This window comes from Streptomyces sp. NPDC041968 (assembly GCF_055589025.1).
The window spans coordinates 220156-235234 of record NZ_JBVJCB010000001.1 but is presented as its reverse complement, the minus strand read 5'-3'; the positions used below and the strand labels follow the sequence as shown (position 1 = coordinate 235234).

Genomic DNA, 15079 nt, shown 5'->3' with positions numbered 1-15079 from the left:
GTCACAGCAGGACGGGCCGGCGTGACGGCCGAAGACCGACGGAGAGCGACGCGAGGGCGTCCACGGGAGGGGTTCACTCTATGGCGGCGCATTTCGACAGGAGGCTCCGCAAGGCGGCGGTCACCACCACCGTGGCGGCGGTCGTGGTCGCGGCCCTGTCCGCGTCCCAGGCTCCCGACGTGACGGCCGACGCACACGGCAGACAGACCACGGCCGACAAGGTGCCGACGCCCGACGCCTCCTCGGAGGAGAGCGCCACCGGCAACTCGCCGTACTACACGGACCTTCCGCCGCTCAACAGCCCGAGCCCCGCACCGACCATCGGCACCCCCGCCTCCCGCGGCCCGGCCGAGGCGGGCATTCCCGCCACCGTGCTCGACGCCTACAAGAAGGCCGAGTCGGAGCTGCGCCGGGCCAAGCCGGGCTGCAACCTGCCGTGGCAACTGCTGGCCGCCATCGGCAAGGTGGAGTCGGGGCAGGCACGCGGCGGCAAGGTCGACGCGCAGGGCAACACCCTCGGCCGCATCATCGGCCCGCAGCTCGACGGCAACGGCTTCGCGCTCATCAAGGACACCGACAACGGCGTCTACGACGGCAACAGCAGGTACGACAACGCCGTCGGCCCCATGCAGTTCATCCCCTCCACGTGGGCGTGGGCGGGACGCGACGGCAACGCCGACGGCAAGGACGACCCCAACAACATCTACGACGCCGCGCTCTCCGCCGGCCACTACCTGTGCCGCAACGGCTGGGACCTGTCCGTCCAGGCCGACCTCAACCGCGCGATCCTCAGCTACAACAACTCGCAGGACTACCTCCACACGGTCCTGTCCTGGCTGGAGCACTACCGCAAGGGCACCCACGAGATCCCCGACGGCACCGGCACCCTGCCCGTGGGACGCAGCGACGACCCCGGCCCCAGCCCGTCCCCCGGCGGCTCCGGCGCCACCACCGGCCCCAAGGCCCCCGGTGCGCCGACGACCGGCTCCACCAAGCCGAACACGCCCCCCGAGCCCGCGCCCGGCACCGGCTCGCCGAGCCCCAAGCCGCCCACGCCGCCGAAGCCGACGCCGCCCCCGCCCACGACCGAGACCCCCACGGACACGGTGCACCACCTGGAGAACGCCGGCACCACGGGGCTCACCGCGATCGCGGGCGACACCTTCGCCCAGAAGATCAGCGCCCGCGCCGAGACCAAGGCCGGCCAGTCCGTCGGCAAGGTGCGCATCCGCTTCACCGTCCTCGGCGACACCGACGCCACCTTCACCGGCGGGGAGAAGGTCGCCGCCGTCACCACCAACGCCTCCGGGGTGGCCGTCGCGCCCGCGCTGGTGGCGGGGGAGAAGACCGGCGCGTTCACCGTCCGTGCCACCGTCGTCGGCCGGAGCGTCGCCGGCCTCGACTACCGGGCCACCGTCACCGAGCGCGTCGCCGACGCCCTCGCCCGTACCAGCGACACGGCCCTGACCTGCACGCCGGGCGGCGAGTTCGCCGACCAGGTCGAGGTGAGGGCCACGCACAAGGGCGCCGCCGCGGACAAGGTCGCCGTCACCGCCACCCTCGTCAAGTCGGTGCTCGACCCCACCGAGAGCGACCAGGGCCCCCACTTCAAGGACGCCGACGGCAGGACCGTCCGCACCCTGACCGGCCTGAAGACCGATGCCAAGGGCCTGCTGAAGCTGCCGAAGCTGTACGCGGACGACACCACCGGCACCTTCATCCTCCGCCTGACCACCGCGGGCGGCGCCACGCTCAACGTCCAGCTGAAGGTGGCCGAGGCCGCGCCGGAGCCGTCGCCGGACCCGTCCACCGAGGCGCCCGGGACCTCGCCCACCCCCTCCACGGAGCCGTCGACCGCGCCGGAGGCGTAGGCACGGGTCCGACAGGCCCGGACCGAGGGGCGCCCCCACCGTCACGGCGGTGGGGGCGCACCACGTTCACCTCGCGGGCGACCCTTCGGGGCCCGCACCGCCATGCGACTCCTCGGTGCTCACTTCGCGAGGCGGCTCTTCGTGTGCCGCGTCGGCTCGGCCGTGGCCGGGTCCTCGGGCCACGGATGCTTCGGATACCGGCCACGCAGCTCCGCGCGTACGCCCCTGTAACCGTCCTTCCAGAAGGAGGCCAGGTCGGCCGTGACCGCCGCCGGCCGCCCGGCAGGGGAGAGGAGGTGGACGAGAAGCGGCACCCCGGCCACCTCCGGCGAACGCTGCAGCCCGAACATCTCCTGGAGCTTCACCGCGAGGACCGGCCGGCCGGGATCGGAGTAGTCGATCCGGACCCGGGACCCGCTGGGGACCACGATCCGCTCCGGGGCCAGCTCGTCCAGCCGCGCCGCGTCACCCGAGGACCAGGGCAGCAGCCGTGCCAGCGCCTGCCCAGCGTCGATGCGGGCCAGGTCGGCACGGCGCCGGGCCCGGCCCAGCTCCGGCTCCAGCCACTCGTCCACGCGCGCGTACAGCGCCTCGTCGGAGACGTCCGGCCATGGCGCACCGACCCGCCGCCGCAGGAAGGCGAGCCGCTGGCGGAGCACCTGCGCGTCGGCCGACCAGCGCAGCAGCCCGAGCCCCTCCTGCCGCAGCCCCTCCAGCAGCGCGTCCCGTACGAGGCCGGGGCCGGCGTCGCTGAGGGGGCGGACGGTGAGTTCCACGGCTCCCAGCCGCTCGACCCGCCGGGCCACGACGTCGCCGTCGCCCCAGTGCACCTCGTCCCGCTCCTCCAGCAGGGCCCCCGCGGCCAGCCGGGCCGTCGCCTCGTCCACGGCCGCGCCGAGCTGCACGCGCGCGTGCCCCTTGCCCACCGGCCGGTCGGCCACGGCGACGGCGATCCACGGGGCCCCGCGCAGCGCCGACGCCTCCGGCACCTCGGCCCGGGTCCCGGAGACCATCAGGTACGAACCGCCGTCCTTCCTTGCCACCCGCTCGGGAAAGGCCAGCGCGGCGACCAGCCCGGCGAGCGCGTCGTCCGCGGCGTCCCGCGCCCGCCCGCCGGCCCCCTCCACCGCCGTACGCAGCCGCCGTGCCTCGGCCCGCCACCGCGCCCCGTAGCCGTCCCCGCCACGCCGGGCGGCCCGCAGCACGGCCGTCAGATCGTCCCCGTACTCCCGCGGCGGCTCCTCGCTGAGCAGGGCCACCACCTCGGCCACGGCGTCGGACGCTCCGGAAGCGGCCGCCCCCGCGCCCCCGGCATCGAGCAGGGCCCGCCCCAACCGGGGGTGGAGCCCCAGCCGAACCAGTCGCAGACCGCGTGCGGTCGCCCGCCCCGCGCGGTCCACGGCCCCGATGGACGCGAGCACCTCCCGCGCCGCCGCCATCGCCCCGCCCGGCGGTGGATCGAGCAGCGCCAGCCCGGAGGCGTCCGGATCGCCCCAGCAGGCCGCCTGGAGCGCGAACGCCGTCAGGTCGGCCACCTTGATCTCCGGTGCCGGGAAGCGCGGCAGGCGGGTGTCCTCCGCCTCCGCCCAGCAGCGGTACACCGCGCCCGGCGCCTCACGCCCGGCCCGGCCGGCCCGCTGCCGGGCCGCCGCGCGGGAGGCGCGCACCGTCGTGAGGGCGCTCAGCCCGCGTCCGTGGTCCACCCGCGGCTCCCGCGCCAGCCCCGCGTCCACGACCACCCGCACACCCGGAACCGTCAGCGACGACTCGGCCACCGAGGTCGCCAGCACCACCCGGCGCCTCGTCCCGGGCGCCAGGACCGCGTCCTGCACCGACGCGGGCGCACGCCCGTGCACCTGGAGCACGTCGACGTCACCGAGGCCTCCCAGATGCCCGGCCACCCGGGCGATCTCCCCGACGCCGGGCAGGAAGCACAGCACGTCCCCGTCCCGCTCGGCCAGCGCCCGCCGCGTCACCGACGCCACGTGCGTGAGCAGGGCCGGATCCACCCGCATCCCATGCGGCGGCCGCACCGGCCGCACCGGCGGCGCCCACACCACCTCCACGGGATGGGACACACCCTCCGCCTCGACGACCGGCGCGCCGCCCAGCAGCCGGGCCCAGCCCGCCGCGTCGGTCGTCGCCGAAGCGGCCACCAGACGCAGCTCGGGGCGGAGCGTCTGCCGCACGTCCCACAGGAACGCCGCCGTCGTGTCCGCGTCCAGATGCCGCTCGTGGCACTCGTCGAGCACCACCACGTCCACGCCGGCCAGCTCCTGATCGCGTTGCAGCCGCTGCAACAGGACACCGGTCGTCACGACCTCCACGCGCGTGTGCCGCCCGACGACCCGCTCACCGCGCACGCTGTACCCGACGCTCGCGCCGGGCTGCTCGCCGAGCAGCCACGCCATCCGCCGGGCCGCCGCCCGCGCCGCGATCCGCCGGGGCTCGGCCACCACCACGCGCCGCGCGGGGCCCTCACCGAGCAGGCCGGCCAGTGCCAGCGGCACCAGCGTCGTCTTGCCGGTACCGGGCGGCGCGACCAGCACCGCGGTGCCGGGCCCCTCCAGGGCTTCGTGCAGCGCGGGCAGGGCACCGCGTACGGGCAGGGCGCCCAGGGCGTCGTAACGGATCACGCCCCCAGTGTCGTACGGCGGCGGAACCACACCCCACGCGCGCGGTGAACAGCGAACGCGGACTCAGTCCCGCTCACACACGAAGACGGCCGTCCCCGGGATCAGGTGCCCGCGCAGCGGCGACCAGCCGCCCCACTCGGAGGTGTTCCAGTCCGGCCACTCCGGCTCGACCAGGTCCACCAGCCGGAATCCCGACGTCACGACGTCCCGGACACGGTCGCCGAGCGTCCTGTGGTGCTCGACGTACACCGCGCGACCCTCGTCGTCCTGCTCGACGTAGGGCGTGCGGTCGAAGTAGGAGGCGGACACCGTGAGCCCCTCGGGGCCGGGTTCGTCCGGGAACGCCCAGCGCAGCGGGTGCGTGACCGAGAAGACGAAACGGCCCCCGGGACGCAGCACCCGCCGCACCTCCCTCAGCACCAGCCGGGGATCGGCGACGAAGGGCAGCGCCCCGTACGCCGAGCACGCCAGGTCGAACGAGCCGTCCGCGAAGGGCAGCGCGGCCGCGTCGGCGCAGACCAGGGGGAAGGACGAGCCGATGCGCAGCGCGTGCTGGAGCTGGCGGTGGGAGAGGTCCAGGGCCACGGGCCGGGCCCCCTGTGCGGTCAGCCAGCGTGAGCACTGGGCGGCGCCGGCGCCGATCTCCAGGACGTCCCTGCCCTTCAGCTCCTCGGGCGGGCCGAGGAGCTCGGCCTCCACCTCGTCCAGGCCCTCGGGGCACCACACGAAGCGGTCGTCACCGAGGAAGGTGCCGTGATCGGTCTGGTACTCGTCCGCGTTGCGGTCCCACCACCCACGGTTGGCGCGGGCGCTCTCCGTGACACCGGCGGCACGCCGGGTGGCCTCGGGCTCCGCCGTTTCGGCCTCGGACGTTACGGGCTCTTGGATGACCGGCTCCCTCGTACTAGTCTGCGGGCTCTTCCGTGCCGCCCGCCCCGCGTGTCGCGCGAGGGACAATCAGGGGTGCGGGTGGCCCCGGAGGCAGCTTTTGTGCCGGGTATGCGGTGATCCGCCCCGGGTGTGCGGCTTCGCGCATTGACCCTGCCCGGCTGCCCCCGTATGCTACAAGTTGCGCTGCGGGCCTGCGCACCTCAGACGTAGCAGGTCGCGCTCGCATCTGTTGTATGTCCCCTCGGTTCATGAGGTGTCACCCCTGGTTTCGGTGACGCTTCCTTGGCTGTCCGGCTTCTGCAGAGCGAAACGGGCTCCCGGCGTAAGCAGTACCTACGACTTCAATGTCCGTACCGGAGCCCTTTCCCACATGACGAGCAGCACCGAGACCACCGCCACCACCCCGCAGGTAGCGGTCAACGACATCGGTAACGAGGAAGCCTTCCTCGCCGCGATCGACGAGACGATCAAGTACTTCAACGACGGCGACATCGTCGACGGCGTCATCGTGAAGGTCGACCGGGACGAGGTCCTGCTCGACATCGGTTACAAGACCGAAGGTGTGATCCCGAGCCGCGAGCTCTCGATCAAGCACGACGTCGACCCCAACGAGGTCGTCGCCGTCGGTGACGAGATCGAGGCCCTTGTTCTCCAGAAGGAGGACAAGGAAGGCCGCCTGATCCTCTCGAAGAAGCGCGCCCAGTACGAGCGGGCCTGGGGCACCATCGAGAAGATCAAGGAAGAGGACGGGATCGTCACCGGTACCGTCATCGAGGTCGTCAAGGGTGGTCTCATCCTCGACATCGGCCTCCGTGGCTTCCTCCCGGCCTCCCTGGTCGAGATGCGCCGCGTCCGCGACCTCCAGCCCTACGTGGGCAAGGAGCTCGAGGCCAAGATCATCGAGCTGGACAAGAACCGCAACAACGTGGTCCTGTCCCGCCGTGCCTGGCTGGAGCAGACCCAGTCCGAGGTCCGCCAGACGTTCCTCACCACCCTGCAGAAGGGTCAGGTCCGTTCCGGCGTCGTCTCCTCGATCGTCAACTTCGGTGCCTTCGTGGACCTGGGTGGCGTCGACGGTCTGGTCCACGTCTCCGAGCTTTCCTGGAAGCACATCGACCACCCGTCCGAGGTTGTCGAGGTCGGCCAGGAGGTCACCGTCGAGGTTCTCGACGTGGACATGGACCGCGAGCGCGTCTCCCTGTCGCTGAAGGCGACCCAGGAAGACCCGTGGCAGCAGTTCGCCCGCACCCACCAGATCGGCCAGGTCGTGCCCGGCAAGGTCACGAAGCTGGTGCCGTTCGGTGCGTTCGTCCGCGTGGACGAGGGCATCGAGGGTCTGGTCCACATCTCCGAGCTGGCCGAGCGCCACGTGGAGATCCCGGAGCAGGTCGTCCAGGTCAACGACGAGATCTTCGTCAAGGTCATCGACATCGACCTCGAGCGCCGTCGCATCAGCCTCTCGCTGAAGCAGGCCAACGAGTCCTTCGGTGCCGACCCGTCGGCGGTCGAGTTCGACCCGACCCTGTACGGCATGGCCGCGTCCTACGACGACCAGGGCAACTACATCTACCCCGAGGGCTTCGACCCCGAGACCAACGACTGGCTCGAGGGCTACGAGACCCAGCGCGAGGCGTGGGAGACCCAGTACGCCGAGGCGCAGCAGCGCTTCGAGCAGCACCAGGCGCAGGTCATCAAGTCCCGCGAGGCGGACGAGAAGGCCGCTGCCGAGGGTGTCGACACCGCGGGTGCGGCTCCGGCCGCCTCCAGCGGTGGCGGCGGCTCGTACTCCTCCGAGGGCGGCGACAACTCCGGCGCCCTGGCGTCGGACGAGGCGCTGGCCGCGCTGCGCGAGAAGCTGGCCGGCGGCCAGAGCTGATCGCGGGCCGCTGAGGCCCAGTAGTCGACCGAGGGGCCGCACCTTTGAGGTGCGGCCCCTCGGCCGTGCCGCGACGCCGGTCCGACCCCCTGCCGTCGCCAAGATCACGGCGCTGCCCCTCCGGGAATGCCCGCCCGCGCGCGGACGTTGTGAGGTACGGACACGAGGAGGGGAGCGGACACTGTGCTTGATCCGCAGGGTTTGTACGCATGGGAGCCGAAGGGCTTGGCCGTCGTCGACATGGCACTCGCCCAGGAGTCGGCCGGACTGGTCATGCTCTACCACTTCGACGGATACATCGACGCGGGCGAGACCGGCGACCAGATCGTCGACCAGGTGCTCGACTCGTTGCCCCACCAGCTCGTCGCCCGCTTCGACCACGACCGGCTCGTGGACTACCGGGCGCGGCGCCCGCTGCTGACCTTCAAGCGGGACACCTGGACGGACTACGAGGAGCCCGCCATCGAGGTGCGGGTCGTGCAGGACGCGACCGGGGCGCCCTTCCTGCTGCTGTCCGGCCCCGAGCCGGATGTCGAGTGGGAGCGCTTCGCCGCCGCCGTCGGGCAGATCGTCGAGCGTCTCGGTGTCCGCCTCTCGGTCAACTTCCACGGCATCCCGATGGGGGTGCCGCACACCCGCCCGGTCGGCGTCACCCCGCACGGCAACCGCACCGACCTCGTGCCGGGCCACCCCAGCCCGTTCGAGGAGGCCCAGGTCCCCGGCAGCGCCGAGGCGCTCGTGGAGTACCGGCTCATGCAGGCCGGCCACGAGGTCCTGGGCGTCGCCGCGCATGTCCCGCACTACATCGCCCGCTCGCCCTACCCGGACGCCGCCCTGACCGTCCTGGAGGCCATCACGGCGGCGACGGGGCTGGTCCTGCCGGGCATCGCGCACTCCCTGCGGACCGAGGCGCACCGCACGCAGACGGAGATCGACCGGCAGGTCCAGGAGGGCGACGAGGAACTCACCGCGCTCGTCCAGGGCCTGGAGCACCAGTACGACGCCGTCGCGGGCGCCGAGACCCGGGGCAACATGCTCGCCGAGCCCGTCGACATCCCGTCGGCGGACGAGATCGGCCGCGAGTTCGAACGCTTCCTGGCGGAGCGGGAGGGCGAGGGCTGACGCCGGCCGGGCACCGCACCGGCCGCCCTGTCGCACGGCCGCCGTCGGCGGGCCCTAAGCTTCCGCACATGCTGAAGGTGGGCCTGACCGGCGGGATCGGCGCCGGCAAGAGCGAGGTGTCGCGGCTGCTCGTCGAACACGGCGCCGTACTGATCGACGCGGACCGGATCGCGCGCGAGGTCGTGGCGCCGGGGACCCCGGGGCTGGCCGCGGTCGTCGAGGCGTTCGGCCAGGACGTCCTCACCGAGGACGGCAGCCTTGACCGGCCGAAGCTCGGCTCGATCGTGTTCGCCGACCCGGTGAAGCTGGCCGCGCTGAACTCGATCGTGCACCCCCTGGTCGGCGAGCGCTCACGCGCCCTGGAAGAGGCGGCCGCCGAGGACGCCGTCGTCGTCCACGACGTCCCCCTGCTCACGGAGAACGGCCTGGCACCGCTGTACGACGTCGTGATCGTCGTCGACGCCGACCCGGCCACCCAGCTCGACCGGCTGGTCCGGCTGCGGGGCATGACCGAGCAGGACGCACGCGCGCGCATGACCGCGCAGGCGACGCGCGAGCAGCGCCGGGACATCGCGGACGTGGTCATCGACAACGACGTACCGCTGGAGGAGCTGCGAGCCCGCGTGAGCGAGGTGTGGGCCGAGCTGGCCCGCGCGGCGCACGCGTCGAGTTGAGCGCCCGGGCGCGCACGGAGCACGTCCCAGCCGCCCCTGTCGTTCCTGCAGCTCCTTCGCTCCTGTCGCTCCTGGAATAGCGGTCCCCGCGCGGGCGTTGATCCCTCGGAGAGAGGGAAGGATGCTGCCGTGCCCGAGACCAGCGGTTCGACCGGACGTACTCCGGAGACGGATGTCATCGACTTCCGTGCCGCCGAGCAACTGCTCGCGGCCCGGGACCCGCAGGGCGCGGTCAAGCTGCTCGACGGGGTCATCGGCGTGCACCCGGAGAACACGGCCGCGCGGTTGCTGCGTGCGCGTGCCTTCTTCGCGGCGGCGCAACTGAGACCGGCCGAGCTGGAGTTCACCATCGTCCTCGAGCGCGAGCCGGACAACGCCTTCGCGCACTTCGCCCTCGCCCGCACCTACGAGCGCCGGGGATGCCCCGACCAGGCCCGACGCCACTTCCGGCTGGCGGCGGCGCTGGATCCGAACCCGGAGTACCTGGAGCAGGCGCGGTTCGACTCGTGACGGGGCCGGGCGCCCGCCCGGAGCCTCGCTGACGTGACCCGACCCGAGCGGCGGGTCCGGGTCAGTCCTTCGGCGGGCGGTACGGCGGGATGTCCGGACCCGGCTGGAAGTGCGGGCCCCGCCGGATGTGCCGGACGATCACCGCGAGATCGACCGCGGCGACGAGAAAGAGCACCCCGCACGCGAGCGCCCACCCGGACCGCCCGACGATCGCGAAGGCGGCCGTCCCGAAGACGGCCCAGGTCAGCCCCCACAGGCTCAGCCAGAAGCGCGCCCGCAGGGCACTGCGCGCGGTGGTCGGTTCACTGCCGGTGCGCATCGATCATCGCTCCTGTGGAAAAGGTACTGCGGGAGACCGACGAGGGGGAAACGCGCTGTGCTACCGGACCGACCCGCGTCATCCGGGACACCGGACCGACCCGTGCTGCCGGATGTCGACGACCTGCCCGAGGTGCTGCTCGACCTGGCGGTTCCGCACGAGGACATCAACGTGCTGGTGGGACGGCGCGCTCTGGTCACCCGCGATGCCGGGGCGGGACGGCTGCTGGAGGAGTGCGTCGAGGAGCTGGTGCGGGACGTCGGGGTCGTGACGGGCGACGCGGAGGGCGCGCGGCGGTTCGGGGAGCGGCTGGCCGAGGCCCCGGAGGCGCTGGGCGGGTACTTCGCCGCCTACGTCCTCGTCGCCGCGTTGCCCTGGACCCGCGCCTACCACGGGGAGCGCGGCGTCCCGGCGGAGGTCACCCGGCACACCCTCGCCGACCTGGGGCGGAACATGGCGAGCCACCGCAGGAGGTACGGCAGCGGCGGGGTACGCGCCCCGCAGTGGCTGGTGCACCACTTCCGGGGCGAGCTCTACCAGCTGGGACGGCTGCAGTTCCAACGGACCACGGTCGGGGAGCGCACGGCGCCGGTGCTGAGGGCGGCCGGCATGGAGGCGGTGCCGGGCGAGCCCTGTCTCGCCCTCCACGTCCCGGACTTCCGCGGTCCACTGACGCCGGCCGCCTGCGACCGCTCGCTCGCGCTGGCCCAGCGGTTCTTCCGCCGGCACTTCCCCGAGGAGCCGTACCGTGCCGCTACGTGCCACTCCTGGCTCCTCGACCCGCAGCTGAAGGACCACCTGGACGCGGACTCCAACATCCGGCGCTTCCAGGAGCGCTTCCGGGTGGCTCTGCCGGACACCGAACCCGCCGACGAGGAACCCGTGCGCTTCGTCTTCGGGAACCCCTCCCTGCCGGTCGACGACCTGCCGCGGCGCACCTCGGTGGAGCGGGCGGTCGGGGACCATCTGCGGGCGGGCGGCCACTGGTACGTCAGGCACGGCTGGCTCCCGTTCTGACCTACGGCGGCTCCGCCGACGACCGGTCCTGCTCCGCCGACGGCCGGTCCTGCTCCGCCGACGCTCGGTGCCCCTCCGCAGGCAGGCGCGGGTGCTGGTGCCCGCGGTTCGGGCGCGGCCGGCCTGTTCACTCGGTCGGGTGGACCGGTCCGTGAGGGGAACGGGCGTGCGGAGGCGGTCCGTTGGACGGACATGGAGCTGAGAATGCGAGAGGGACACCAGGGGACGGGACCCGGGGCCATCACCCCGGACGGCTGCGCGGTCGAGCTCTACTCACGGCTGCCTGCCGGAGCCGAGCCGGACGTCATCGCTGCCGCCGTGCCCGAGGGGGCGCACATCCTGGAGCTGGGCAGCGGCGTGGGACGCATGACCCACCCGCTGCTGGACCGGGGGTTCGCGGTGACCGCGGTGGACGAGTCCGCCGAGATGCTGGAGCACGTGCGCGGGACGCGCACGATATGCAGCCCGATCGAGGACCTCGACCTGGGAGAGCGCTTCGACGTGGTCCTGCTGGCGTCGTTCCTCGTGCACGCCGGGGATGCCGAGGTGCGGCGAGGACTGCTGCGCACCTGCGTCCGCCATGTCGCGGAGGGCGGTTGCGTCCTGATCCAGAGGGAGGGGGCGGATTACCACACGGACCTGCCGCGCGAGCGGGTCGACCCCGGCGGATTCACCGTGCGGATCGTGTCGTCGGAGCCGGTCGGCGACGGAGTCCACTCGGTGCGCGCGGAGTACGAGTTCCCGGACGCCGTCTGGACGCAGACCTTCCGGGCCCGGCCCATGACCGGGGACCAGTTCGAGCGGGCTTTGGGCGAGGCGGGGCTCCGGGTGGACCGGCAGCTGACCGAGGACGGGACGTGGGTGAGGGCGCTGCCCCTTTCCTGAAGGGGCCGGCGGTGAGTTCCGGGCCGACGGGCGGTCCACCTCCCCGGCAGCGTTCCGGACCCCTCCCCAGGAGACCCACATGTCCCAGCCCGTCGCCCCCACCGTCTCCGCCGCTCCCGCTGTCCCTTCAAGCCCTGGTGCCTCCGCGGCCTCGGCGACGCCCGCTGCCACAAACCGCGGGCGGGGCGCCGGACCGTCCTCCGCGTGGTGCAGGTGCTCCTCGCGGTGTTCTTCGCCGTGGCGAGTGCCCTGCCCAAGCTGATCGCGCACTCCTCGGCGGCCGACAGCTTCACCGAGATGGGCTGGGCAACGCGGGCATGTTCGCCATCGGCGCGCTCGAACTGGCCGGTGCGGTCGCCTTGTTGGTCCCGGTGCTGCAGTCGGTGGCCGCGACGGCCCTCAGTGCTCTGATGGTCGGCGCGTTCGTCAGCAACGAGGAGCTTCTCCGTCGGGTGCGGCCCCGGCACGTCTGAACCGGGCAGCCCTGGCGCAGACATCGCCGCGGATGATGCCTGCGGCAGGGCCGCGAGCGGGGCGCGCGCTCTCAGGGCCTGGTCTCGGCATCCCGCCGGGCGCGACTCAGGCTTTCGAGCCCTCGCAGCCGTTCCAGTTCGCGGCGATCGCGCTTGGTGGGGCGGCCGGCGCCGCGGTCGCGGATGCCGGCGGGGGCGACGGCCTCGCGGGGCGGGGGCGGCGGGGAGTTGTCGAGGTAGCACTGGGCGGCGACCGGGGCGCCGACGCGCTTGCGGATCAGTCGCTTCACGACGACGACGCGTTCCCTGCCCTCCTGCCGCAGGCGCACCTCGTCGCCGACGCGCAGGGAGTACGCGGGCTTCACACGCTCACCGTTCACCCGGACATGGCCGCCCCGGCAGGCGGTCGCGCCGAGGGAGCGGGTCTTGACGAGACGCACGGCCCAGATCCAGCTGTCCACACGGACGGTCTCACCGTTCTTCGGCCCGGCGGCCTCGGCGGCGGCGATCGCGGCGGCGGTCTTCGGGTCCGGGGGCTGGGAGCCGCCGGTGGCCGTGTCACCCGGGCCGGGCTGCCCGGTGCCACGGCCGCCGGCCGCCTCGGACTGCTGTCCGGCGGCCCTGCCGTCGGCCACCGTCCCGGCCTTCGCCGCGATGCTGCCGTCGGCCTGGTTCTGGGCCTTCGTCGCCGCGATGTCGCCGTCGGCCGTCGTCCTGGCCTTCGTCGTGTCGACGTCCCGTGGGTCGGCCGTCCCGCCGCTCCTGCCCTCGTCATGCTCGCAAGCCATGGTTCGACCTTAACCGTCCGGCCCGACGAGGGAGACCTCTATTTACGGCGGGCCGGCACCGCCGAGGCGCCCCTGCGGCCGCAGGCCCGGTGGCCTTGTCCGCAGCGGACTTCCGGCAGCGGCCGGGCGGCGTTCTACGGTGGAGGCATGAACAGCAGCGGCCTCTCCGTACTCGACCGGCGGATCGAGGAGTGCCGGGCCTGTCCTCGGCTCGTCGACTGGCGGGAGGAGGTGGCCCGGACCAAGCGGGCGGCCTTCGCCGACTGGACCTACTGGGGGCGACCCGTGCCGGGCTTCGGTCCGCCCGACGCGCATCTGCTGATCGTCGGGCTCGCCCCCGCGGCCCACGGAGGCAATCGCACCGGCCGGATGTTCACCGGGGACCGCTCCGGAGACGTGCTGTACCAGGCGTTGTACGACGTGGGACTCGCCTCGCAGCCCACCGCCGTCTCCGCGGACGACGGTCTGGAACTCCTCGGCGTGCGCGTCACCTCGCCGGTGCACTGCGCCCCGCCCGCGAACAAACCCACCCCCGCCGAACGCGACACCTGCCGCCCCTGGCTGATCCGGGAACTGGGGCTGCTGAGGCCCACACTGCGGGCCGTGGTCGTGCTCGGCGCCTTCGGCTGGCAGGCCGCACTCCCGGCGTTCGCCGAGTCGGGCTGGACCGTGCCCCGCCCTCGCCCCGCCTTCGGGCACGGTCGCCACGTCAGGCTGGACGCCTCCGACGGTCCCGGTCTGGACCTCTTCGGCTGCTTCCACGTCAGCCAGCGCAACACGTTCACCGGCCGCCTCACCCCCGAGATGCTCCGGGACGTGCTCCGTACGGCGGCCGGCACGGCAGGGCTGCCCACGGCGTGAGTCCCGGCGCACGGAGCACGGGCCGAAAAGAGCTGAGCGGCCAGGCGCGGCGGCGCTACGGTGCACCGATGGCCCTGTATCCGGAGATCGAACCGTACGACCGCGGCATGCTCGACGTCGGTGACGGCAACCGCGTCCACTGGGAGACCTGCGGGAACCCACGGGGCAAGCCCGCGCTGGTCCTCCACGGAGGGCCGGGGTCCAGCGCCGGTCCGAACCTCCGGCGTTACTTCGACCCCGCCGCGTACCGGATCGTGCTCCTCGACCAGCGCGGCGCCGGACGCTCGGTCCCTCCGGCGAGCGACCACCACACCGACATGAGCGTCAACACGACCGCACACGTCATGGCGGACCTCGAGCGGCTCCGCGCCCACCTCGGCATCGAGCGGTGGCTCGTGTGGGGGGTGTCGTGGGGATCGGTGCTGGGGCTGCGGTATGCGCAGACACACCCGGGAGTGGTGTCCGAGCTGGTGCTGACCGGGGTGGCCACCGGCTCCGGTGCCGAGGTCGCCCTCCTGACGCGTGGGTTGGGGAAGATTTTCCCCGAGGCCCACGCACGATTCCTGGCCGAGCTGCCCGAGGACGAACGCGACGGCGATCCGGCCGCCGCGTACAGCCGCCTGCTGGAGTCGCCGGACGTCGCCGTCCGGGAGCGGGCCGCCCGCGCCTGGACCGACTGGGAGACGGCGACGATTCCCGCGCCGCCGGGCTCGGTCGCCCGGTTCGAGGACCCGGAGTTCCGCTTCGGCTTCGCGCGCACCGTCACCCACTACTGGGGCAACGACCACTTCCTCGGCGACGGCAACGACGAGGGCGTGGTTCTCCGGGACGCCCACCTGCTGAAAGGCATCCCCGGCACCCTCGTGCAGGGCAGCCTCGACTTCGGCAACCTCCTCGGTATCGTCTGGCAGCTCCACCACGCCTGGCCGGACAGCGAACTGGTGGTCGTGGACGAGGCCGGGCACGATGCCGGTTCCCTCGGCGACCAGGCACTGGTGGCGGCGACGGACAGGTACGCGCGCGGACACGGGGCGCGGGACACCTGACGCAGCCTTCACCTGAAGCCGGTGTCTGATTTCGACGCGTCCCGGTCGGAGGTCGGCGATCGGAGGTCGGCGGAAGGACGTACGCTGCCGTACCGCCTCCCTGCCCGAGT

The 15079-nt window shown here is 73.2% G+C and carries 13 protein-coding genes and 1 pseudogene; 10 read left to right on the top strand and 4 right to left on the bottom strand.

What is annotated here, in order from left to right; genetic code table 11:
- Nucleotides 1-80: 80 nt before the first annotated feature.
- The gene (locus ACZ6EG_RS01100; RefSeq protein WP_469600562.1) at nt 81-1871 is read left to right on the top strand and encodes a lytic transglycosylase domain-containing protein; all 1791 of its coding nucleotides are present in this window, start codon (nt 81-83) and stop codon (nt 1869-1871) included.
- 119 nt (nt 1872-1990) lie between these two features.
- On the opposite strand, the gene hrpB is transcribed toward ACZ6EG_RS01100, so the two are convergent.
- Nucleotides 1991-4507, bottom strand: coding sequence for an ATP-dependent helicase HrpB (hrpB, locus tag ACZ6EG_RS01095; RefSeq protein ID WP_469600559.1), 2517 nt, complete (start codon nt 4505-4507; stop codon nt 1991-1993).
- Nucleotides 4508-4570: 63 nt separating this feature from the next.
- Nucleotides 4571-5395 carry a class I SAM-dependent methyltransferase gene (locus tag ACZ6EG_RS01090; protein ID WP_391968263.1) on the bottom strand — a complete coding sequence of 275 codons (825 nt, stop codon included), beginning with the start codon at nt 5393-5395 and terminating at the stop codon, nt 4571-4573.
- Between the two features lie 373 nt (nt 5396-5768).
- Here ACZ6EG_RS01090 and rpsA point away from each other — a divergent pair, with 373 nt between their 5' ends.
- The 4 genes from rpsA (at nt 5769) to ACZ6EG_RS01070 (ending at nt 9580) form a co-directional block, all read left to right on the top strand.
- Entirely contained in the window at nt 5769-7274 is a 1506-nt protein-coding gene (gene rpsA, locus ACZ6EG_RS01085; protein WP_391967587.1) for a 30S ribosomal protein S1, read from the top strand.
- Between the two features lie 183 nt (nt 7275-7457).
- Nucleotides 7458-8396: a PAC2 family protein gene (locus ACZ6EG_RS01080; RefSeq protein WP_356607974.1), complete on the top strand. Its 939-nt coding sequence runs from the start codon at nt 7458-7460 to the stop codon at nt 8394-8396.
- Between the two features lie 68 nt (nt 8397-8464).
- Nucleotides 8465-9070 (top strand): dephospho-CoA kinase, encoded by a 606-nt coding sequence (coaE, locus tag ACZ6EG_RS01075; RefSeq protein WP_391967586.1) that lies wholly within the window; start codon nt 8465-8467, stop codon nt 9068-9070.
- Nucleotides 9071-9199: 129 nt separating this feature from the next.
- Nucleotides 9200-9580 carry a tetratricopeptide repeat protein gene (locus tag ACZ6EG_RS01070; RefSeq protein WP_356607970.1) on the top strand — a complete coding sequence of 127 codons (381 nt, stop codon included), beginning with the start codon at nt 9200-9202 and terminating at the stop codon, nt 9578-9580.
- A 61-nt stretch (nt 9581-9641) separates the two neighbouring features.
- Here ACZ6EG_RS01070 and ACZ6EG_RS01065 read toward each other — a convergent pair whose 3' ends face one another.
- On the bottom strand, nt 9642-9899 hold the full coding sequence (locus ACZ6EG_RS01065; protein ID WP_391967585.1) for a DUF6343 family protein: 258 nt from the start codon (nt 9897-9899) through the stop codon (nt 9642-9644).
- 102 nt (nt 9900-10001) lie between these two features.
- On the opposite strand from ACZ6EG_RS01065, the gene ACZ6EG_RS01060 reads away from it, so the two are divergent.
- From ACZ6EG_RS01060 to ACZ6EG_RS01050, 3 genes and pseudogenes are all read left to right on the top strand, one after another.
- A complete protein-coding gene (locus ACZ6EG_RS01060; RefSeq protein WP_391967584.1) occupies nt 10002-10916 on the top strand; it encodes an acyltransferase domain-containing protein in 915 nt (304 codons plus the stop codon).
- Nucleotides 10917-11120: 204 nt separating this feature from the next.
- On the top strand, nt 11121-11801 hold the full coding sequence (locus ACZ6EG_RS01055) for a class I SAM-dependent methyltransferase (RefSeq protein ID WP_469600552.1): 681 nt from the start codon (nt 11121-11123) through the stop codon (nt 11799-11801).
- A gap of 79 nt (nt 11802-11880) precedes the next feature.
- A pseudogene (locus ACZ6EG_RS01050) lies at nt 11881-12229 on the top strand (DoxX family protein); the annotation flags it as partial.
- A gap of 116 nt (nt 12230-12345) precedes the next feature.
- Here the strand turns inward: ACZ6EG_RS01050 and ACZ6EG_RS01045 are convergent.
- Complete coding sequence (locus ACZ6EG_RS01045) at nt 12346-12930, bottom strand: RNA-binding S4 domain-containing protein (RefSeq protein WP_391968262.1); 585 nt, start codon at nt 12928-12930, stop codon at nt 12346-12348.
- A gap of 279 nt (nt 12931-13209) precedes the next feature.
- On the opposite strand from ACZ6EG_RS01045, the gene ACZ6EG_RS01040 reads away from it, so the two are divergent.
- Together ACZ6EG_RS01040 and pip are read left to right on the top strand one after the other, a co-directional pair.
- Nucleotides 13210-13923, top strand: coding sequence for a uracil-DNA glycosylase (locus tag ACZ6EG_RS01040; protein ID WP_469600549.1), 714 nt, complete (start codon nt 13210-13212; stop codon nt 13921-13923).
- A gap of 68 nt (nt 13924-13991) precedes the next feature.
- Nucleotides 13992-14969, top strand: a complete 978-nt coding sequence (gene pip, locus ACZ6EG_RS01035) for a prolyl aminopeptidase (protein WP_391967580.1) — start codon at nt 13992-13994, stop codon at nt 14967-14969.
- Nucleotides 14970-15079 lie beyond the last annotated feature (110 nt).

Coding starts and splice junctions, on each gene's coding strand:
- coaE (WP_391967586.1), top strand. CDS start 8,465: ATGCTGAAGGTGGGCCTGACCGGCGGGATCGGCGCCGGCAAGAGCGAG.
- ACZ6EG_RS01065 (WP_391967585.1), bottom strand. CDS start 9,899: ATGCGCACCGGCAGTGAACCGACCACCGCGCGCAGTGCCCTGCGGGCG.
- rpsA (WP_391967587.1), top strand. CDS start 5,769: ATGACGAGCAGCACCGAGACCACCGCCACCACCCCGCAGGTAGCGGTC.
- ACZ6EG_RS01055 (WP_469600552.1), top strand. CDS start 11,121: ATGCGAGAGGGACACCAGGGGACGGGACCCGGGGCCATCACCCCGGAC.
- ACZ6EG_RS01040 (WP_469600549.1), top strand. CDS start 13,210: ATGAACAGCAGCGGCCTCTCCGTACTCGACCGGCGGATCGAGGAGTGC.
- ACZ6EG_RS01100 (WP_469600562.1), top strand. CDS start 81: ATGGCGGCGCATTTCGACAGGAGGCTCCGCAAGGCGGCGGTCACCACC.
- pip (WP_391967580.1), top strand. CDS start 13,992: ATGGCCCTGTATCCGGAGATCGAACCGTACGACCGCGGCATGCTCGAC.